This is a genomic window from Silvanigrella paludirubra, assembly GCF_009208775.1.
Classification (GTDB): domain Bacteria; phylum Bdellovibrionota_B; class Oligoflexia; order Silvanigrellales; family Silvanigrellaceae; genus Silvanigrella; species Silvanigrella paludirubra.
This window is the reverse complement of the sequence record NZ_WFLM01000008.1, coordinates 49,145-69,653: the sequence shown is the minus strand read 5'-3', so window position 1 is coordinate 69,653 and position 20,509 is coordinate 49,145. Positions and strand designations below refer to the sequence as shown.

17 protein-coding genes are annotated in these 20,509 nt (G+C 29.6%); 13 read left to right on the top strand and 4 right to left on the bottom strand.

What is annotated here, in order from left to right:
• On the top strand, nucleotides 1–1,305 hold a 1,305-nt coding region (locus GCL60_RS16655; RefSeq protein ID WP_161998267.1), incomplete at its 5' end, for an RHS repeat-associated core domain-containing protein.
• On the opposite strand, the gene GCL60_RS16650 is transcribed toward GCL60_RS16655, so the two are convergent.
• Together GCL60_RS16650 and GCL60_RS16645 are read right to left on the bottom strand one after the other, a co-directional pair.
• Nucleotides 1,302–2,567 (bottom strand): dicarboxylate/amino acid:cation symporter, encoded by a 1,266-nt coding sequence (locus GCL60_RS16650; protein ID WP_153421811.1) that lies wholly within the window; start codon nucleotides 2,565–2,567, stop codon nucleotides 1,302–1,304. The two genes, GCL60_RS16655 and GCL60_RS16650, sit on opposite strands and share 4 nt — an antisense overlap.
• Nucleotides 2,564–3,406 (bottom strand): ABC transporter substrate-binding protein, encoded by an 843-nt coding sequence (locus GCL60_RS16645; protein WP_153421810.1) that lies wholly within the window; start codon nucleotides 3,404–3,406, stop codon nucleotides 2,564–2,566. Before GCL60_RS16645 ends, GCL60_RS16650 begins: the two co-directional genes overlap by 4 nt.
• A gap of 207 nt (nucleotides 3,407–3,613) precedes the next feature.
• Between GCL60_RS16645 and fliG the strand changes: the two genes are divergently transcribed.
• From fliG to GCL60_RS16605, 8 genes are all read left to right on the top strand, one after another.
• The gene (gene fliG, locus GCL60_RS16640; RefSeq protein ID WP_153421809.1) at nucleotides 3,614–4,612 is read left to right on the top strand and encodes a flagellar motor switch protein FliG; all 999 of its coding nucleotides are present in this window, start codon (nucleotides 3,614–3,616) and stop codon (nucleotides 4,610–4,612) included.
• An 18-nt stretch (nucleotides 4,613–4,630) separates the two neighbouring features.
• Nucleotides 4,631–5,851 carry a FliH/SctL family protein gene (locus GCL60_RS16635; RefSeq protein WP_153421808.1) on the top strand — a complete coding sequence of 407 codons (1,221 nt, stop codon included), beginning with the start codon at nucleotides 4,631–4,633 and terminating at the stop codon, nucleotides 5,849–5,851.
• A gap of 3 nt (nucleotides 5,852–5,854) precedes the next feature.
• Nucleotides 5,855–7,198, top strand: coding sequence for a FliI/YscN family ATPase (locus tag GCL60_RS16630; protein WP_153421807.1), 1,344 nt, complete (start codon nucleotides 5,855–5,857; stop codon nucleotides 7,196–7,198).
• A complete protein-coding gene (fliJ, locus tag GCL60_RS16625) occupies nucleotides 7,195–7,653 on the top strand; it encodes a flagellar export protein FliJ (protein ID WP_153421806.1) in 459 nt (152 codons plus the stop codon). The genes GCL60_RS16630 and fliJ overlap by 4 nt, the downstream gene beginning before the upstream one ends.
• On the top strand, nucleotides 7,650–8,234 hold the full coding sequence (locus GCL60_RS16620; protein WP_153421805.1) for a MotE family protein: 585 nt from the start codon (nucleotides 7,650–7,652) through the stop codon (nucleotides 8,232–8,234). Before fliJ ends, GCL60_RS16620 begins: the two co-directional genes overlap by 4 nt.
• The gene (locus GCL60_RS16615) at nucleotides 8,206–9,627 is read left to right on the top strand and encodes a THUMP domain-containing class I SAM-dependent RNA methyltransferase (protein ID WP_153421804.1); all 1,422 of its coding nucleotides are present in this window, start codon (nucleotides 8,206–8,208) and stop codon (nucleotides 9,625–9,627) included. Before GCL60_RS16620 ends, GCL60_RS16615 begins: the two co-directional genes overlap by 29 nt.
• 31 nt (nucleotides 9,628–9,658) lie before the next feature.
• A complete protein-coding gene (locus GCL60_RS16610) occupies nucleotides 9,659–11,332 on the top strand; it encodes a patatin-like phospholipase family protein (protein WP_153421803.1) in 1,674 nt (557 codons plus the stop codon).
• Between the two features lie 110 nt (nucleotides 11,333–11,442).
• Nucleotides 11,443–12,666, top strand: coding sequence for a hypothetical protein (locus GCL60_RS16605; protein ID WP_153421802.1), 1,224 nt, complete (start codon nucleotides 11,443–11,445; stop codon nucleotides 12,664–12,666).
• Between the two features lie 5 nt (nucleotides 12,667–12,671).
• Here the strand turns inward: GCL60_RS16605 and GCL60_RS16600 are convergent, their stop codons facing one another.
• Nucleotides 12,672–13,688 carry a zinc-binding alcohol dehydrogenase family protein gene (locus GCL60_RS16600; protein ID WP_153421801.1) on the bottom strand — a complete coding sequence of 339 codons (1,017 nt, stop codon included), beginning with the start codon at nucleotides 13,686–13,688 and terminating at the stop codon, nucleotides 12,672–12,674.
• A 138-nt stretch (nucleotides 13,689–13,826) separates the two neighbouring features.
• On the opposite strand from GCL60_RS16600, the gene GCL60_RS16595 reads away from it, so the two are divergent.
• Nucleotides 13,827–14,714 carry a LysR family transcriptional regulator gene (locus GCL60_RS16595; RefSeq protein ID WP_153421800.1) on the top strand — a complete coding sequence of 296 codons (888 nt, stop codon included), beginning with the start codon at nucleotides 13,827–13,829 and terminating at the stop codon, nucleotides 14,712–14,714.
• Here the strand turns inward: GCL60_RS16595 and GCL60_RS16590 are convergent.
• Nucleotides 14,704–17,901 (bottom strand): collagenase, encoded by a 3,198-nt coding sequence (locus GCL60_RS16590; protein WP_153421799.1) that lies wholly within the window; start codon nucleotides 17,899–17,901, stop codon nucleotides 14,704–14,706. The genes GCL60_RS16595 and GCL60_RS16590 overlap by 11 nt on opposite strands.
• 460 nt (nucleotides 17,902–18,361) lie before the next feature.
• On the opposite strand from GCL60_RS16590, the gene rdgC reads away from it, so the two are divergent.
• The 3 genes from rdgC to GCL60_RS16575 all read left to right on the top strand — a co-directional run bounded on the left by rdgC (nucleotide 18,362) and on the right by GCL60_RS16575 (nucleotide 20,454).
• The gene (rdgC, locus tag GCL60_RS16585; RefSeq protein ID WP_153421798.1) at nucleotides 18,362–19,063 is read left to right on the top strand and encodes a recombination-associated protein RdgC; all 702 of its coding nucleotides are present in this window, start codon (nucleotides 18,362–18,364) and stop codon (nucleotides 19,061–19,063) included.
• An 11-nt stretch (nucleotides 19,064–19,074) separates the two neighbouring features.
• Nucleotides 19,075–19,581, top strand: coding sequence for a peroxiredoxin (locus GCL60_RS16580; RefSeq protein ID WP_153421797.1), 507 nt, complete (start codon nucleotides 19,075–19,077; stop codon nucleotides 19,579–19,581).
• Nucleotides 19,582–19,692: 111 nt separating this feature from the next.
• Nucleotides 19,693–20,454 (top strand): fatty acid desaturase family protein, encoded by a 762-nt coding sequence (locus GCL60_RS16575; RefSeq protein ID WP_153421796.1) that lies wholly within the window; start codon nucleotides 19,693–19,695, stop codon nucleotides 20,452–20,454.
• Nucleotides 20,455–20,509 lie beyond the last annotated feature (55 nt).

Sequence of the window (20,509 nt, the reverse complement as noted above, 5' to 3'; positions counted from 1 at the left end):
ACATTTACAAAAGAAGGTAATGTAACAGAATATCGTTACAATGGTTCTGGCATTCTTGTTTCTCAAAAAGACTCTGGAAATGTAGAAAATAAATTCTATTACAGTGGTTCTCGTGTTTTAAATGAGATTATAGCTGGCATAATGACAAGTTATTTTCAAGTTAGTGGCCGTGTTATTGGTAAAGTAACAGCTGGTCAAAATACTCAAATTTTCTTAACGGATCAAGCACACAGTGTGATTCGTATCATGGAAGGTCGTAAAGTATTAGACGCTAACTTTGTCTATACACCGTATGGTCAGCAATCCGATTTATCTGAAAAAGCAACAAGTGCTAAAACAAGTGGCTTTGGATTTAACGGTGAACGAACAGACGGGAAATCTGGATATCAATTCCTTGGACAAGGTTACAGAGCTTACAATCCTGCTTTAGGTCGTTTTATGCAATACGATGTCCATTCTCCGTTTGGAAAAGGTGGCATTAATGGTTATACATTTGCAGAAAATAACCCAATCATGAAGTTTGACCCAACAGGGGAAAGCGCGGCTTCTTATACAGTAATGGGAATAGGAATTCTTCTTGCAATCATAGGAATTGTAGCTTCTGTTGTTACCTTTGGTAGTTCGCTTGGTTTAACGGCGGCGGGATCGGTTTCAGCAGCTGCTTCTACAGTGGTATCAACGGCGACAGGTTCGGTTGCAGGTGCTGTTCAGGTTGGCTTGGCAACGACATCACTTGTTACAGGAGTAGCTGCTGGTGCAACTGGAATAGCTAATGAAGTTTATAGCGCAAAATCAAGAGCCGCTTCAGAAGCTGGGGATAAAAATGCAGCTGCTGCTTACGCTGAAACAGCAAGTGCACTTGGATGGGCGTCTTTATCATTAGGTATTATATCTGCAGTTACTGGCTTAGGAGTAAGCTTTATTTCATCTAAATATATGAAATCTTATTCTTTTGAGCCTGGTGCAAATAATAAAGCATATAAAATTGATGATATTGTTGCAAATTCAATATCTTCTTCCGATAAATCAACATCAATGCTTATAAGCTTTAAAACTTTTACTGATGATCAAAAAATAATAAGCGGCATTATAAAGTCACCTATTCCAGAAATTTCTAGTGAATTAGCAAATACTGGAAAAAAATCAGCTGATGCCAGTTCTATTCTAAAAAAATCGTTGATATATACTTCTTATATTCCATCTCCAAACTCCTTATTTAATGTTTCTAAAGCGGTTTGTGAATTTACAAATATTGAGTTTGAATGTATTATAAGTGAAAATATAAGAAGAGATATATTGAATTAAACTGTGTTTTCTTCGGGAGTGTTTTGTGTTTTTGCTACTAAAATGGTAACAAGGCAATTGCTCTGAATATTTAACATACTTGTGATAGGATCAATCATAGGTTCAATACTTAACAATAAAAAGATTCCAACAGTAGGTGGAATGCCTAAAGGGGATAATACAATTCCAAAGGTAGTTGCACTAAGTATAGCAGGACCAGCGGTGCTGGCTAAAGAAGATAAAAAGCTACTTAAGAATAACGTGAAAATTGAGGTTATATTTATTGGAATATGATAAAGATTCATTAAAAAAAAGGCAATAGTGATACTGCGAATCATGATTCCTGGTTTAAAAATACTAATACCTAGAGGCATTATAAGTTCAACATTTTTCTTTTCAATTTTAAAATCATTTGTCAAAGAAAGCATGGCGGCTGGCATAGCGGCAAAACTACTCGAGGTAGCAAAAGCAATTAAATAAGCATGTTTTAATTTTTTTATTGTATTTAAAATTGAATATTTTCTTTTCCTTGAAATAATAAATAAAAATAATATAAATAAAATAAATATAATGGCATATATAAGTGCAATTAAATCAAATAACGATTTTAATGTTTCTACTCCAACATTTGAAACAAATCCTGAGATAAGAAAAAAAATACCAATTGGTAATAAATATAATAAAATATTAACCATTCTCATAAAAGCTAAAAATATAGCATCAAAAAATGAAATGGCAATTTTAACACTTGGGCTATCTGTTATGCCTAAAGAAATTCCTAAAAGAATAGAAAAGATAAGAATTGAAATATCTCTTCTTTCATATATAGATTTTATAATATTAATTGGTAAAGATTTTTTTATACTTTCTAAAATATTTTCAGGTGAAGATAAGATATTATTACTAAAACTTAATTCTGTATTTCCAAGACCATTATTTAACAATTCAATAGTATCTTTACTCAAATTTGATCCTGGTGAAATAATAAAAGATAGACTAAATGATAAAGTTGCAGTTAAAATAATAAGAGTAATATAAAAAAAAGAAAGTCTTTTTAAATAATATAATGAGTCACTATTATGAAAAATATTATAAAAACCGCAAATTAATGCAGTCATCATTATTGGTATGACGGTAATTTGTAGCATTTCTAAATAAATTTCACCAAAAAAGTTTAAGTTTTGAGCTGATTTTGGGAGAAAAATACCATATAGCATACCTAACGTCATAGCAATTAAAATTGTCCAATGATTTAAAAGTATTTTCTTTAAGCGTTGTATCATTTTTTATCTCTTAAGTATTTATTATAAAGTATTTTTTCTTTTCCATTAAATTTCATTCTTCGAATATATAAATTTACCCAATATGCTAAATTTGGATTTTTCCAATTTACAGCAATTGAAATAGGATCAATTGCTTCTTGTACTATTCTTTTATGAGTAAAAATATTTGCTTTTTTGTTAGCATAAGTCATGTAATTTGCATAAATTTCATCTACATATAATCCTAAAATATTTCCGTCAAGTACATCAGAAAAAGCTTGCTCAAGAGAGTCATATTTAACAAATGAAAAATCGCCAAAGTTGTTTTTAAAATAATCATAATTTTGTTTAGCAAAGTCTTCATAAGAGGAATTATTTAATATTGCAATTTTAGCCTTTGATGGAGCTATTTTAATGTGATTAGAAATTTGAACTTCAAGTAGTCTATTTAAAATTAAGGATTGGTTTGGAGTTACATATGGATCTGAAAAACGGACAATAAGTCCTCTTGTAAGTGTTCCACTTATAGCACTAATCGCCAAATCGGCTTTGTCATTTTCAACAAGATTGACGACACCTTTAAATGTGTTAGCTGATTGATTAAATTCAACTGCAATTCCTAAGTATTTTGCTATATCATGAGCTATGTCAATGTCATAACCTTCAAGTTTATTATCTTTGTTATGATAAAAAAAGGGAGGATAATCAACTGAGTTAACAGCTACAATAAGCTTTCCTCTTGATATAATATGTTTTATATCACTGGGTAATTCTGCTTTAATTTGGAAATGTGAAAAAATAATTGAGAATAAAAATAAATTATAAAGGAGTAAATACATTTTTTTAAATAATAATTTCATATAAATATTACCTAAAATTAAATTTAAATATTTTATAAGATAATATTAATTTATATTAAAAAATAATTCTTAACAAAACAGCCAAATTTTTGAAAAAAAGTAATAGAAAATAATTTCCTTGTTTTAATTTGACAAGTGGTTCTTATTATTCCTCCCTAAGATAGAAATTTGGCATTAAAATAAAAAAAATAGTATGAAGGGGATAATGTGGCAGTTAAGTATACAGGGCCCCAGAAGGCGGCAATTCTTTTGCTAGCATTTGGCGAAGAAATATCTGCAGAAATTTTCAAACATATGACTGAGTTTGAAATCAAGCGCATTGGTAGCGCTATGAGTCGACTTGGTCGTGTTGATAGTGATGCAATTGATACTGTAATGGAAGAATTTTACCAAATTCTACAATCAAATAAAAAATACTTCTTAGGAAGTAACGACTTTACAAAACGATTAATTGAATCTGCTTTTAAAAGTGACCAAGCAAATGCTTTAATTGATGAACTTTCTTTAACATCAAATGCAAACTTAGAATCTTTAGAATTAATTGATCCGAAAACTTTAGCCAATTTTTTAAGAAGTGAGCATCCGCAAACAATGGCTCTTATTTTAGCTCATTTAGACCCAAAAAAATTTGGAGAATGTCTAAAAATTTTACCAGAAAGTTTGCATACAGAATTAATTTTAAGAGTAGCAAGTTTAGAAAGTGTTTCACCTGAAATTATAGATGAAATTGATGATGTTTTAAGAAATGAAATCCAGAGACTAGGAAACGTAACAAGTTCTAAAGTAGGAGGTATTGATCCTATTGTTGAAATGCTAAATCTTATGGATAAAGCTACAGAAGAAAATATATTAGATAGATTAGAAGAAAGAGATCCAGATTTAGCAGAAAATATTCGTAAATTAATGTTTGTATTTGATGACTTAATTAAAATTGATGATAGAGGAATTCAAACAGTATTGCGTGAAGTTAAGCCAGAGCAATTAAAACTAGCATTAAAGACAGCTTCGGAAGGCGTAAAAGAATTAATTTACAAAAACATGTCTCAAAAAGCTGCTGAAAATTTAAAAGAAGAAATGACAATTATGGGACCTGCTAAAATATCCGATGTCGAACAGGCTCAATTTGCCATTGTTCAAGTAGCTCGTAGATTAAATGATGAAGGTAAAATTGTTATTTCTGCAAGTGGAGAAAATGCATTAGTGTAATTTATATAAGAGGTTTTTGTGGGCTCTAGAGTTGGTAAACTTGTTAAAAAATCAAATGAAAAAGTAATGAAAATGCTTGATATGGAAAGTTATCCATGGCTTCATTTTAATGAACAAAGTATTATTTTTCCAGATAATGTTAAAAAAACTGTTATATTAGAGAAAATGCATGACCCACTAGAAATTTCTGAAAAAGTTCAAATTGCAAAAGAATTCGAAAAACCTTTTGCTGAAAAATCTAAGCCATTAATTCCAAGAGATATGACTGAAGATTATAAAAAAGGTCAAAGGGAAATGGTTAAGAGAAGAAGAAGATCTATAATGGATGAAGAAGAAGCTATGGCATTAGAACTTGCTGAAATTGAGCATTCTGAAGAAATTAAAATAGATAATAAAAATAAAAAAAATCAACAAAAAAAACAAGTAAATGATCAGAATAAATTCACAAATTTTAATCCAAGTAAATCAGAAGAAGTTAATGAAAAAAAAGAAAATATTGAAGAAAAAAACGTTGAAATAAAACCTCAAATGGAACAAAAGCCAATTGAAAATATAAATAAACCAAATGAAATAGATCAAAATCAGATTGAATTAAAATTGAAAGAAGCAAAAGAAGAAGGCTACTCAAAAGGTCATTTAGAAGGTTTTGAAAAAGGAGAAAAAGAAGGACGTGAAGAAGGTTTTAAAAAAGGATATGAAGAAGGAAATTCAAACGGTTTTCGGACTGGTGAAGAAAGAGGATTGATTGCTTCTGAATCCAAATTTGATCGAGCTTTTTCAAATATTTCAGAAGCTGCCATTCGAATGGATAAATTAAAAATTTCATTAATCGAAGAAGGTAAAGATATTTTTTTAGAATTAGCTAAACTTTGTTGTGAAAGAATATTGAGAGAACAAATAAAAGTAAGTGATTCATCATTGATAAAGTTATTTGATGAAGTTTTAAAATCCTTCAGTGCAACGTCTTCCTTATCAATTCAAATGAATCCTAGTGATGCTATAAGAATTAAAAAGCATCTTGAATCTATGAATGAAAATTCAAGAATTCAAATAAAAGAAAACAATGCTCTTGAAATTGGAAGCTTTCAGATAGAAAATGATACGGGTGCTTCTCTAGTGGATATTAAGAAAAATGTTGATCATGTTATTCAAAATATTAAGTCTGAATTGTTTAAAGATATAAATAATGAATCAGAAAAAAATGAAAAAGAAAATTTTGAATTAAAAAAGGCAATTTAATAAATGTTTTCAAATCAAGCCCTATTAAAGCTAAAGAAACAAAGAGAAATAATAGATTCTCATAGTTCATTTGAAAAATATGGAAAAGTTGTCCAAATTGTTGGAACAGTAATTGAAGTTACTTTATCTGATGCTCCTTTAGGTGCTTTAGTTCGCATTTTTAATCGAGAAAAAACGTTCTCAATTGAAGGTGAAATTGTCGGTTTTCGAAAAGAAAAATCATTGGTTGTTCCTTTTTCTGATCCTACTGGGGTTTGTGCTAATTCCCTTGTTCAATGCATAGAACGTGAACAAAAAATAATGGTTGGGGAGCATTTAATTGGAAGAATAATTGATGGCTATGGGCGCCCCATGACAGGCAAAAATTTTACTGAAAATCAAGGCGTGCCGTACTCTATTGTACGTGAACCCTTAAATCCATTAATCCGTAAAAGAATACAAAGTCATTTTGATACAGGTATTCGCTCTATAAATGGATTATTAAGTTTTGGTGAAGGGCAACGTATTGGCATTATGGCAGGCTCTGGTGTTGGTAAAAGTGTTCTTATGGGTATGATTTCTCGTTACTCTGATGCCGAAATAAACGTAATTGCATTAATTGGGGAAAGAGGTCGAGAAGTTAGAGAATTTCTTGAAGAAAATCTTGGTCCTGAAGGTATGAAAAAAAGTATAGTTGTTGTTTCAACTGGCGATCAATCTCCCTTAAGTAGAGTAAGAGCAGCACATGTTGGAACAGCAATTGCTGAATATTTTAGAGAACAAGGAAAAAAAGTTTTATTACTTATGGATTCCCTTACACGAGTTGCTATGGCTCAAAGAGAAATTGGATTATCTGTAGGAGAACCTCCCACAACAAAAGGATATACTCCATCCGTTTTTTCTTTGTTACCTAAGCTATTAGAGCGAGCTGGAAATAGCGATTCAAAAGGTTCATTAACAGGTATTTATACTGTATTAGTTGAAGGTGATGATTTTAATGATCCAGTAAGCGATTCTGCAAGAAGTATTTTAGATGGGCATATTAACTTATCCCGATCACTTGCCGAAAAAAATCATTTTCCAGCTATTGATGTTCTTTCGAGCGCTAGTCGCGTTATGATAGATATTACAGATGAAAAACATTTAAAAGAAGTTAGTATTTTAAGAGATTTAATGTCTGAATATCAAAAAAATGAAGATTTAATAACAATTGGCGCCTATAATCCAGGAATGAATCCAAAATTGGATAAAGCAATAAAAATTCTTCCTAAAATTGAATCTTATTTAAAACAAGATCGATCTATAAATTGTAATTTTGAAGATTCTCTAAGTTTATTACATGAATTAACTAGAGAGGTAGAAGTATGACATTTCGGTTTACTCTACAAAAAATATTAAATTTAAGGGAACAAGAAACTCGTGATGCAGAACTTAGAGTTGAGTATACAAGAAATATAATTAATGAATTAAAAAGAATGATCAATGAAGAAAGAGATTTTTACTTTAATGAGAGAGAAGAATTAAATAAAAGTGTTCAATTAGCTCAAATGCATAAAATATCTTTATTTGAAAGGTCATTAACAATAAGACAAGAAAGAATAATGGAGCTTTTAGATAATTTAAGAACATATCAGTCTGATTTAGAAGTATTTCAACAGGCCTTAATTCAATCCAAAAGAAATCAAAAAATAATTGAAAATCTTAAAGATATAAAGAAAAAACAATTTTTAGAAAAAGAATCTATTAAAGAGCAAGCACGCCTTGATGAAATTGGAGCTCAAAAATTTTTACGAAATCAAATTCAAGAAAGAGGTGAAGAGTGATTATTTTACTCCTTTTCTTTCCTTGTATTCTATTAAACGGTTTTTTTGAAAATGAAACTTTTGCCCAAAATCTTCCTGTCATACCTAGGGGAGAATTAACCGCTACAGAAGCTATGCGAATTCGTGATGAGCTTGAAATTACCAAACAAGATATCGAACAAAAAATCGTTAAATTACAAGAGGCAAAAAAATCTTATGATTTAGCTCGTCTTGATGTAGATTCTAGGCTAAAAAAAATTGAAGAAGAGAAAAGGTTACTTGACGAAACACTTCAAAAAGAGAAAAAACTGAAAGAGGATAGGGTGAAAGAGGCTGTTGAGTTTGTTTCAAAAATGGAACCTCGAAAAGTCGCTCCTGTAATGGATACAATGGATAGAGATCTAGTAATAGCGTTATTAAGTAGGTTACCTGCACGTCAGGTAACAAAACTTCTAGAAAACTCATCACCCGCTAAAGCAACACAATTTTTGGAGTATTATACACGTATTCGCTCTGGCAGAGAATTTGAAATGCTAAGAGAACTAGGTTTATGCGCTCCTGCTAAGGAAAAAAATGAAGAAAAAGGAAAATCACCTCCGTAATCAAAATAATGAAAGATATTATTATTCTAATTTATCTATCCAACGTTTTTTCATAACAACTTCTAGGGGATTTGAAGATATTTTAAAAGATGAAATTGAGGAAATTTGTTCTCAATTTCAAATCAAACACAGAGTTTGGAAAGGATCTGCAGGTTGCTATTTAGAAGCTCCTTGGGCTGGTTGTATCGCTGTAAACCTTTCTTCTATGTGCGCAAGTCGGGTTTTGCTCGTTCTTGCAGAAGATCAAGTTAATGATGAAAAAGATCTTTATGAAATGTCTCGATCTCTCGATTGGACTTCTATTTTTGATTTAAATTTAACTTTTTCAGTCAATGCTTCCATAAATGATACTTTTGTCCAAAACTCTATGTTTGTTGGTTTAAAAGTAAAAGATGCGATTTGTGATTCATTTCGTGACAAATTTGGTGAAAGACCCGATGTAAATACAGAAAGACCCGATGTTAAAATTTTTGTAAGACTTTTCCGTGATAAATTGAGTATTTCTGTTGATACAACGGGAGAGCCTCTTTCTCAAAGAGGATATCGTGTAAAAACTGTGGAAGCTCCTTTAAAAGAATCCTTAGCAGCATCTTTATTAAGAATTTCAGGCTGGAATTTATTAGCAAACCATATTTGGAATTCCTCTGATGCTGTTTATTTTGAAGATAAAGAAACAAGGCTTTTAAAACAACAAGGAATTACTAGTAAAGCAAAACCAATACTTATGTCACCTTATTTGCTTGATCCAATGTGTGGGTCAGGAACTTTTGTAATAGAGGCAGCCTTAGCGTTGTTACATTGGAAACCCAATGTTCATAGAAACGAGTTTTCTTTTATGGATTTATGTCCTAACAAGGCTAATGAAATGAAGGTAGCTCTCAAAGACTTAAAAGCTAAAATAATTGCAAATGAAAAACCAATTGCCGATCTTCCTATGAGAATTAAACTTTATTCAGAAAAAAATAATATTACTACATTCCAAGATTCCCTCGCCCCTTTTTTTGGAAGCGATATTTCTGAGAAAAATGTTGAAACGGCAAAAGAATGTGCAATGGAAGCAGGGCTTAGCAAATTAATTCATTTTTCTAAAAAAGATGCTTTCCAAAGCAAACCACATGCCTCTCAAGGTATATTAGTAGTAAATCCGCCATATGGTGAAAGACTTGAAGAAGGTGAAGATCTTTCTCCTATGTACCAATCTTTGGGTAACTTATGGAAACAAGAATATCCTCATTGGACAGCTTGGTTAATTACAGGTAGTGAAGATGGACTAAAAAATGTAGGATTACGTCCAACACGGAGAGTAACTGTGTATAATGGAAACATTCCTTGTAAGTATTTACAATATGTGATGTATCCTAGAACCCCAAAAGTTTCTAATTTAGAAGATTAGAAACAAAATCCTTTTAAAAAAGGAGCATATCTTGGTTTCAGATAAATTTTCTGGATATAAAGAATTCCGTGTGATGTATGTTGGTGAGTTTAATTTAATAGAGTCTTTAAAAGTAGACTTTATTAAAGCAGGAGCAAAAAATACAAATTCTGAAAAACCAAATTCTTTTTCAGTATCATCTTATTTGCTTCGAAGGCTCGCTTTAGCCTCAAATTCTTTTCCAGGAGCTACAGTCAATTTTTATACCGATGTTCATGAGGTTGCTAAAGAGCTTCCTATTTTTGATGCAGATTTAATTATTTTGGATGAAAGAACCGTAACGCAGGATACAAGTCATCCAATTCTATCAAATGAATTTGATAAAGTGCAATTAAAAATGGAAGAAATGCAAAATTCTGAAGTACTGCATACTTCGCAAAGTTTTACGGAACATAAAGAACAACAAAAACCAATAAATTTTGAAAATTTAAGAACAGCAATTGAAACTTTTACGCCACGCGGTTTTATTTATACAATGCGTCGTGTGGTTGTCGTGTTACCTAAATCAGCAAGAAAAACAAATCGAGAATTTTATTTAAGTCTTGCAAATGTAAGAGCGGTAATCACTGAGCCATCCGATTCTGTAGAACTTTTTTTAGCAGCAACGAGACAGCTTTATGATTTTAGGCAAAATCATAAAAAAACCAGTATTTGTATATCTGGTGGAGGTCTTGAAGGTTATATTTATTCAATTGGTGTTGTAAATGCTATTGATAATTGTTTGTTAGATAAAGAAACAGGTGATTTTGATATTTTTTGTGGAGTTTCATCTGGTGCTATTATTGCAAGTACATTAGCAGTTGGAGTCCATTCCGATGATCTTGTTCGACAAATATACCGAAAACATACAAGCCTAGAACCTTTGGGATTAAACACTGTATTTGATTTAGCAGGATCAGAAATTGCTCGCAGGGCATTTGATTTTGTCAGAGCTTTTTCTACTTTTGATTCTGGGGAACTGATAAGTCGATTGCAAAATTCAGTTCCAACAGGCTTTTTTAAAGGGGAAAAATTAAAAAAGTTTTTTGAAAAACAAATGAAGCACTTTGGAATAGAAGATAATATGGCTACGTTAAAAAAAGAACTTTATATTAACGTAACAGATCAAGATACTGGAGAAAATATTGTATTTGGTGAAGAACCATGGAGAGATATTAAAATAAGCCAAGCTATCCGCGCTAGCACGGCTTTGCCGCCGTTTTATTTACCCGAATTGGTTAAAGGACATTGGTTTACAGATGGACAATTAACAAGCGCTTCCGACTTTAATACAGCTATTCGTAAAGGAGCAGCTCTTGTTGTTTATATTGACCCAATGGTACCTTATACGAGTAACTTACCTGGTGCTGTAATGAAACGCGGTGGTTACTTTACCATGGTTCAAGCAGTTAAAAGTTTAGTTCAAACAAGATCAAGTTCTATGTTAAAACACTCTATGGATAATAATCCTGATGTTGATTTTGTTATTTTCAAGCCTACAGATGATGTTATGGAGGCTATGGCTGGAAATCCAATGAAATATTATATTCGTACAGAATTAGTTGACTTAGGTTACAGGTGTACCATTTCTCAAATTTTATCTTCCTATGATGCGATTGCTCATAAATTTGCAAAACAAGGATTTGCTTTAAAATCTAAAAACATGATTCAATCTCTCCTCAACTGACAATTTTCCTACATAATTTTTTCCTCTAGGTAACATTTGTCACCTTAATCCATTCTTTGTTGTTCCGATATAAACTTTGCATAGGAAAAACAGTGCTTAGAGGTTTCGAAATGACAAATATACGCCTGAAAAAAACAGAATCCGTTAATCGTCAAAAGGAGAATTTAGAAGAGACAAATTCTTCTCACAAAGACGAAAGTTTTCCTGATAGTACATCTGAAGATGATCTAACAAGAAAAAGAAAAATGATTTTAACAGGCATAACGGCTGGTGTTGGGGTAGCTGGTGCAACGGCAGCTGGTCTTCTTTTTTTTGGTCCTTATTCTCCTTTTGGGGTGAAGTCGCCAGAAAAACAAGATAAGATAGCCTCAGATAAAACAATTCCAGGACCTGTTGCTGAGGATAAATCAAACGTGTTACCACCGCCACCAACTCCAATTGCTGAGCCTTCAAAAACTACGGTAGCTACAGCTCCACAAGTTGTGAAGGAAACAAAAAAAGCATCTCAACCTGAATTAGCTGTTGCGCAACCTATTCCTGTTTCTCCATTAGTGAAACCAGCAACACCAAAATCAGAAGCAAAACCTGTAGAAGAAAAAACAGTTGCCGTGATTCCTCCTCCTTTTATAAAAACGAATAACGAGTCATCGGGTCCAGATACATACAATTATGATATTCAAGACGGTGGTCCTATTCTTGATGTCCCTGTTAAGAAAAAAATAATTGTTTCAAGAGATCCTAATTTTCAAAAAATTTATCTAAATGGAAATTCTAATGTAACAGGTAAATATAGAATATCTATACCACCACCTGGAGATGTTTATTGGAAAGAAGATGGAAAAGAAGTTCACAAAATTAAGATTAATCCTCCAGAATCAACTGGTATTAGAGCTGAAATTCCAGATAAAATGAAACTAAAAGACACCTTAAGCTGGACATCAACAGGAAAGGTTTCTTTTTATAGAATTGAAGTAGCAACAGATAATGATTTTTTAAATAGAGTTAAAGTATTCAGTACGGTTAAAAATTCTTTTCCTGTTCAAAACATTGGACAAGGTAAGTGGTATATTAAAATTTCAGCTTTAAACTTACAAAGTGGGACTTGGGATTCAACAAAAACTTTTCCAGTAAATATTGAAGAATCTTTCATTAAACAAGAACCAGTTTTAACTCCACCTCCTCCTGCGGATGAAAAAGAGTTAAATTCGGTTAAAGAAACACCGGTAGAGCAACCTACACCAATAGATGATTCTGTTACAAAACCAACAGAGCCTGTTAATCCTGTAGAAGCAACTGTACCGGAAAAACCAGTTTCAAACTCTGTTGAAGATTAAATAGTTTACTCATTTACTCCTAAAACAATCTTTCCAATTGTTTTTTGTGTTTTTAAAAGTTCATGTGATTTTTCTAAATTTACTTCATTCATTATTCCTAAATCTAAACCTATAGTAGTTTTTATTTTATTTAAATCTACTAGTTGAGAAACCTCATTCAATAATTTATGTTGTGAAATCATGTCTTCCGTTTGATATAAAGAATGAGTAAACATAAATTCCCATGAAAAAGAAACGCTTTTCATTTTTAGTAACATCATATTCAATGGATTTACAGGATCATCTATTGTTACAATTTTTCCAAATGTTTTGATTGAATTTGCCATGTTTTCAAAGTGAGATTCAAGCCCATTTATACAAAATATATAGTCCACATCTTGAAAACCAATTCGATTTAACTCCTTTAAAAAGTCATTATTATGATTGATCACATAATCTGCACCTAAAGATTTTACCCAATCTTCAGATTCTTTGCGAGACGCTGTAGCAATAACGATAGAAGAAGTTAATGATTTTAAAAGTTGGATAGCAATAGATCCAACACCGCCAGCGGCACCTACAAGTAAAACTTTTTTTGGTTTGTCAGAAATGTTTTTTGAAATTTGTAGTTGTGTAAACAAAGCTTCATATGCTGTTATTGCTGTCAAAGGTAGAGCAGCTGCTTCTTTAAATGTTAAACTTTTTGGTTTTTGACCTACAATTCTTTCATCTACTACTTGATATTCAGAATTTGAACCGGGACGATCGATTGCTCCAGCATAATATACATGATCTCCAATTTTGAAGTTTTTCACTTCACTACCAACTTTAACAACAATTCCCGATGCATCCCAACCTAAAGTTTTTTGATCATTCGGTTTATTTAATAAACCACTAGCAACTTTAAAATCTACTGGGTTTAAGCTAACAGCTTCTATTTTTACTAATAAATCTTTGGAATTTAATTTTGGTAATTCTTCTTCTGTTTTTTTAAATGAAATTTGATTTTTATTTTCATTATAAAAAGCTTTAAATGTGAACATGTTTATGTCTCCTAAATAAAATAGAGTGTAGGAAAATTATGATTTCCGTATGTCAAAAATACCACTTGAAATATAATTATCAATACACTAAAAGTTGAAAACATTGTTAATATATAATTGACAATAGAGGATTAATCTATGAAAATTAGTAATTTAGATGATATTTATGCATTTATATATGTTTACCAAGAAAGAAGTTTTACGGAAGCGGCTAAAAAGTTAAAAATATCCAAAGCTGCTATATCTAATAAAATTAATAATTTAGAAGAAAAAGTTGGGTTTCCATTATTTATTAGAAGTACAAGAAATGTAACGCCCACTCAAGATGCTCTAATTTTATTTCAATATGCTCAAAAACTAATAGATTCTTTGAAAGAGTTTGAATCTTCTTTAAATCAATCGCAAGAAATGCAGGGTAAAATACACTTAACTTGTTCAACTGCAATAGCTACAAGTTTTGTTAGCGAACAAATCACAAAATTTTTATCACTCTATCCAAAAATCAAAATTGAACTAACAGTTACAGATAGTTATTTGGATTTAATTGAAAATAATATTGATTTAGCAATCAGAATTGGAAATTTAGAATCGACATCTCTTCATGGAAAAAAATTGGGTGCAAATAAATTAATTTTTTGTGCAACACCATCATATTTAAATAAATTTGGAACTCCTCAAACCTTAACAGAATTAAAGAAACATAATTTGGTTTTTCTTGAAATACATGAGAAAATATTATTTAAAAAAAGTAAAATAAAATTAGGCGAGTATTCTGAAAAGCGAAGTCTGATTTCAAATCAATCCAATGTTTTAAATCAATACGCAATTGAGGGGCAAGCAATAGCAATACGTTCTTATTGGGACCTTAAAAAATATTTATTATCTAAGGAATTGATAGAAATTCATTTAGAAGACCAGTTGGAAGACTATGGGAGTGTTTGGTTATTAACTCCAACTGGTAAACTTCAAAACAATCGAGTTAAAACTTTGTTTAACTTCTTATCTAAAAACTGGCTTAATCAATAGAGAAAATGACTTTCACAGTTCTAACTTTAAACAATCCTTTGTTTGTTACCTTTGTTACAGTTACAATAGCTTCATCTGTTTTATCATTACAACCTTGTTTTTTGATGAATCTAAAATGACCGTCATCTCTTAAATCTGATATATTGCATTTTAAATCTTTAAGTATTGTAAAATTGTATTTAGCTCCTGGCATAAATGTTTCTTTATTCATATTATTATAAAGATAATTATCAAGATAGCTATCTTTGACTTTATAATTAATTGTTTCATCAATAATTATTTCTTCATTTTTAATATCTTCAAAATAATCACTGTTAAAACTATTGTCTATTGGTAATGTAATTTCACCTTTTTTTTCATTATGTCTTATTACTGAAATAGTGATTGAATCATTATCTTTAGGATTTTCATTTATATAGCGAAGCATATAACGATTGTTGATTTCTACTATAGAACCTATTGGCTGTTTTATTACTTTAAAGTCATAATCATTAACTTCATCGTATCTAAATTTATCATCAAAAACTCTAAAGCCATCGGTTGTATTTTCAATGCTTCCCTCATTTCTGTATAAGCTAATATCAGAAATTAAATAAAAACTGCCATTATTTTGTTCTACTTTTCTTGTAGGCACTTTATTAGCAAAAATTCTTTTATCGAAATCTTTAAATTTGAAAAAGGTCAATTCAACTTCTTTACCATTAATGATTACAGATTTTGTAACTTTTTCATAGTTTTCTTTATTGCGAAATGAGTATTCACCATCGGGATCGACTTCAAACGAAGTGTTTTGATCTCTTAAAACATATTCATAATACCAACCCTCGTCTCTATTACCTTTTGCAAGGGTAGAAGAGTAAATATCACCTTTAAAAAAGAAAAAATTCTCATTATATATTGGGAAAGTTCTATCAAATTGTTCTGATTCAAGGTTTTGAATTTTTGTTTTAAGAGAGCTTGATAAATCAGAAAAATTTGCTAATTTTACAGACCCTTCGCAGATAAACATTGTATTTGTTTTATCATATAAACAGTTTGTTTGACTGTGTTTAGGAATTTCTAGCATTTTATTTAATTTATTTTTTTCTGATAGATTTATTTTAATAGAGCAAGATACACGAGCACTTTGATTTATTTTTTTACTATCAGAATTTATGCTACTTGCTAAAAGTTCACATTTGCTGTTTTGATCAATAGATTGAAAGCTTTCTTTAAACGTAGTTATATCTTCAAAAAAATCACTAATATTGTTGTTTATTTTTGCAATATCGCCAGTTTTAAAGTTTAAATTATTTACATAATTTTGAAACTCTAAATTTAATTTTTCATTTCTTGATAATTCATGAATTAAATTTATAAATTTATTTGTATCATTATTCTTAATAAAATTTATGAAATTATCAAAAATATTTCTATGTTTATTAAATAGAAAATGAGTAAAATAAAATCTATCAGAATATTCTGATTCATATTTTGAATCTAATATTTCATAAATAGGAATCACTTTTTTATGAGTTACAAAAGAATTATATCTTAACTCAGAAATTCCAATTCCAGTTTTTTTACTACCAGCAAAAAAATCTGCAGAACCTTCGATAAACCAATCCATATGTTTCCAAGGATTTAGTTGATTTGTTTCATTTGCAAAATTTTTATATAAATATCTACTATTCAAATAGTGAATATATTCATGTTTTACATAATCTTCTAAAAATTGATTCCCAGCAAAGGTATAAAACGCTCCCCTGCTATCTATATAAACACCACCGTCTTCTTCTTTATCAAGATCGCTTATGTATGGTTTATAATCAAGATAGTCTTTTTTTGTCGGATAAATATAAACATATAGCCTATTATTTCTATCATTTTTAATGGGTTCAAATAATTGTAAAGCATTTTTATATTGATTTTCAACTTGTTTCATTGAAAAATAAATTTTATTTGCCTCATCTTTGTTTAAAGAAGTGTAAATGACAATACTACCTTCATCGTAAATATATCTATTTTTGAATAAAGATTTGCTTAATTTGGATTTTACTTTACAAGCGTCCGCTCCATTTGCATCAGTAAACGTTTTACAAGTGTCTCTATTTAAAATTTCATAATATTCTAATGCAGAAGTTGCTTCTAGCCAAAAGGTAGATGGTTTGTTTTTGGGATCATTTAAATCGCCACCAGTTGTTTTTTTAATTACTTCTCTAAGGGTCTCAATAATTCCATCTTTAACACTTTTATATCTTAAAAATTTGCCAATTTCTAAAATATAATTTTCATAAAAGGAATCATTAATGATTCCTTTATCATTTTTTAAAATATTTTGAATATTAATAATAATATTCTTAAAATTATTTATATTTTCTTCAGATTTAAAATAAATTCCGTTTGCATCGTGTGAAGCGGATAATGCAAGTTGAATTGGTAAAATTGAGTATATTAGAAGAGTATTATTTTCTGTAATATAGCGAGAATTTCTTGTAACATAATCTATTAAATTTAAAGATTCTTCGTAGGATTTTGCTGAACCAATTAATCCAAAAACTTCTTTAGATAATTTTTTAAACTCATTATTTAACTTAATTAAGTTTTTCTCTTCTTCAGAAAGTACTTTTGATTTTTTCTCTTCTTCTTTAAGCTCATATATTTTTTGATAATGAATTAAAATTGCATATGTATGAGTGATTGTAGCAATTAATTCTTTTAGTTGCTTCTCGTTTTGTGGATTAGAAACAAAATTTTTATTTAGAGATTGTAAATAATAAGCTGTATTAAGAATACTTACTAATTTTAAAAGCTGGTCTCTTTGTTTCTGTTCTAAAACTTGTTTTTGTATACTTATTTCATGGATTGAATTTTTTATGGTGCTATAACGATTTTCTAATAATTCTTTTGCTTTTTGGGCTATTTTGAGCATATTCTCTTGATTGAGATATCCTTCAACTAAGCTTGGATTAAAATTAGAAACTTTATTAAAGCATTTTAAATCTAAAAGTTCTAAATTACTAAATAAATCATTTATATTTTTAATATTACCGATATTTTCATTACATGATTGTACTGATTTATCAAAATCATAATTATGAGAATTATTTTGTTGTGCTGAAGTTATTATATGAAAACCAGATAAAACAACAAATCCAATTTTACTAAATAACGAATTGTTAATATTAAAATAATTGATCTTTTTCATAAAAAAAAACCTCCATGTTTAGATTCCCATTCAGTCCTTTGAATGTTTCTTACGTTTATTTTATATGCAATTAAAAATCAAATTTTATTTTGTGAAATTATAGAAAAGTTTAAAAATAATTTATAACTTATAATTATTTGTAATATATAATAAATAATTTATTGAAATGTAAGTTTATGCTAGAAATTTTATATATAATAATTTTTTTGGTAATCTATTATATAAAATATAATTATATTAATATGAAAAATAAATTTAAAATTTTTAATAAAAAATTTATTAAAAATATCTCATAATTTTAAAATTATAAAAATGATTCATTATCCTAATAAAATTTTTATTATGGTAAGCATTTTTTTATTTTTTTATTTGTAATTTTTTTGATAAAATGTAAGTTAGAAGATATCTTATTATTTATGATAAGATATAAATTTAGAATTATTCAAAAGAAAGACAGATTATGCCTATTGCAACTGGATCTCTAGCGATTAAGCGCTTTCAAATATTATCCCCAAGTAAAGATATTTCTTTTCAGTGGATATTAGAGCGTGTGCAAAAAGCTTTCATTTCTCCAATAGATCTTGATGATACAAGGGAAGAAGCATCTGGTTTTTGTCATCCATTTACAGGTGAAGCAAAAATAGACAATCCTCATTCCTTGATTTATGAAAACGTATTTTTATTTGGAATGCGTTCCGATAAGAAAAAAATTCCTGCGACTTATATGAAATTACAATTACGAGCCGCTCTTGATGCTTTAGGGCACGAAAAAGAAGATGCACAAGGCTCAATTAAAAAAGTGGGAAAAAAAATTCGCGAATCGGTTAAAGATAGACTAAAAGAGGAACTTTTAAAAAATACTTTACCATCTGTGAAGCTAACTGAAATTTTATGGAATTTAAAATCAAATCAAATTTGGTTAACATCCGCTTCATCTTCTGTTGTTTTAGAATTTGAAAAGTTATTTGCAGACGCATTTGAATTGCCAATTGCTGTTGTTAACTCTGGTACTGCGACCCTAGATTTTGAAAGTATACAATTGGGTCTTAATCCTAATTTACAGCCTTATTTAGATCTTTCCCCTGTTGCATTAGCAACAGCAGATCATAGAAAAAATACACATCAAATTGAAAAACGAGAAGTTGAGGCTCCTTTGTTTTAGAGGTAAATAAAATGCCCGTAGCGAAAAAAGTAATTTCACCAATTTTATTAAAGCCAATTAAGGTTAAAAAATTTTCTGTTTTAGATGCAGAGTCTAATAAGGTAACAAATGAAGATATTTTAGGTAATTGGAATATCATTTATTTTTATCCGAAAGACATGACTTCTGGATGCACAATTGAAGCTAATGATTTTCAAAAAAAATTAAAATTATTTAATTCTCTTAATTGCAATGTAATTGGAGTTAGTAAAGATTCTTGTTTAAGTCACCAAAAATTTATGAAAAAAGAAGGTTTGAGTTTTTTGCTATTATCCGATGAAGAAGGAAAGCTCTGCGAATCATTTGGAGTATGGAAAGAAAAAAGCATGTATGGAAAAAAGTATATGGGAATTGAACGTTCCACTTTTTTAATCAACCCTGAGGGGCTTATTATTGCCGAATGGCGAAAAGTAAAAGTAGCTAACCATGTTGATGAAGTTTTTGCCGTTTTAAAAGATATTATAAAAAACAGAGATTAAAGATAAATTATTGCCGTTTTTATAAATTTTCGACTCTATTTTAAAAAATTTTAAATTATGATAACATAATGGGATCTTGTGTTTTTAGTTTCTAAAAATGGAGTGTTTATTATGGAAGATGAGAGAAAGACCGCTTCATCTGATATTGTGCAAAGAAATCATGAAGAACTTGCAAATGGCTATCCTAAATGGTTTCGTTTTATTGAATATTTAGGTCTTTTTTTATTTTTTACCTTTTCAGCTATTATTATTTGGAGAATCATATTTTCATTTTCTGATTTATGGTTCTTATCTATTCCTGCACTCATCTTGGGTTGGGTTTTAAGTGATTTTTTAGGGGGAGTTGTTCATTGGGCTGGTGATACTTGGGGGTCTGTAGATATTCCTCTTTTAGGACCTGCTCTAATTCGTCCTTTTCGCGAACACCACGTCGATGAACTTGCTATTACTCGACATGATTTTGTTGAAACAAATGCAGCTTGTGCTTTAGCCGGAACACCTGTTTTGTTTGTTTGTCTTTTTTTAAATATTGGCAATAATTTTAAAGTAACATCTTTTATTGTTTACGTTGTTTTTTTTATGACTTTTTTTGTTTTATTTACAAATCAAATTCATAAATGGGCGCATAGTAAAAATCCTAATAAATTTCTACGTTTTCTGCAAAAAACACGAATTTTATTAAATCCTGAACATCATAAAATACATCATACAGTTCCTTTTAATAAATACTATTGTATTACTACTGGTTGGATGAATCCTGTGTTAACTTATTTTCAATTCTTTCCAATACTAGAACGTTTAATTATTAAATATACAAAAGCTCTTCCTCGTCGCGAAGATATTGGTGAGAAAGCAGCAGAAAAACTAATATAAATTTTTAATTTAGAATCACTTTACAAAATTATATAATTAAATTACGGCTTATACC

Coding starts and splice junctions, on each gene's coding strand:
- GCL60_RS16650 (WP_153421811.1), bottom strand. CDS start 2,567: ATGATACAACGCTTAAAGAAAATACTTTTAAATCATTGGACAATTTTA.
- GCL60_RS16645 (WP_153421810.1), bottom strand. CDS start 3,406: ATGAAATTATTATTTAAAAAAATGTATTTACTCCTTTATAATTTATTT.
- GCL60_RS16630 (WP_153421807.1), top strand. CDS start 5,855: ATGTTTTCAAATCAAGCCCTATTAAAGCTAAAGAAACAAAGAGAAATA.
- fliJ (WP_153421806.1), top strand. CDS start 7,195: ATGACATTTCGGTTTACTCTACAAAAAATATTAAATTTAAGGGAACAA.
- GCL60_RS16615 (WP_153421804.1), top strand. CDS start 8,206: ATGAAGAAAAAGGAAAATCACCTCCGTAATCAAAATAATGAAAGATAT.
- GCL60_RS16605 (WP_153421802.1), top strand. CDS start 11,443: ATGACAAATATACGCCTGAAAAAAACAGAATCCGTTAATCGTCAAAAG.
- GCL60_RS16600 (WP_153421801.1), bottom strand. CDS start 13,688: ATGTTCACATTTAAAGCTTTTTATAATGAAAATAAAAATCAAATTTCA.
- GCL60_RS16595 (WP_153421800.1), top strand. CDS start 13,827: ATGAAAATTAGTAATTTAGATGATATTTATGCATTTATATATGTTTAC.
- GCL60_RS16590 (WP_153421799.1), bottom strand. CDS start 17,901: ATGAAAAAGATCAATTATTTTAATATTAACAATTCGTTATTTAGTAAA.
- rdgC (WP_153421798.1), top strand. CDS start 18,362: ATGCCTATTGCAACTGGATCTCTAGCGATTAAGCGCTTTCAAATATTA.
- GCL60_RS16580 (WP_153421797.1), top strand. CDS start 19,075: ATGCCCGTAGCGAAAAAAGTAATTTCACCAATTTTATTAAAGCCAATT.
- GCL60_RS16575 (WP_153421796.1), top strand. CDS start 19,693: ATGGAAGATGAGAGAAAGACCGCTTCATCTGATATTGTGCAAAGAAAT.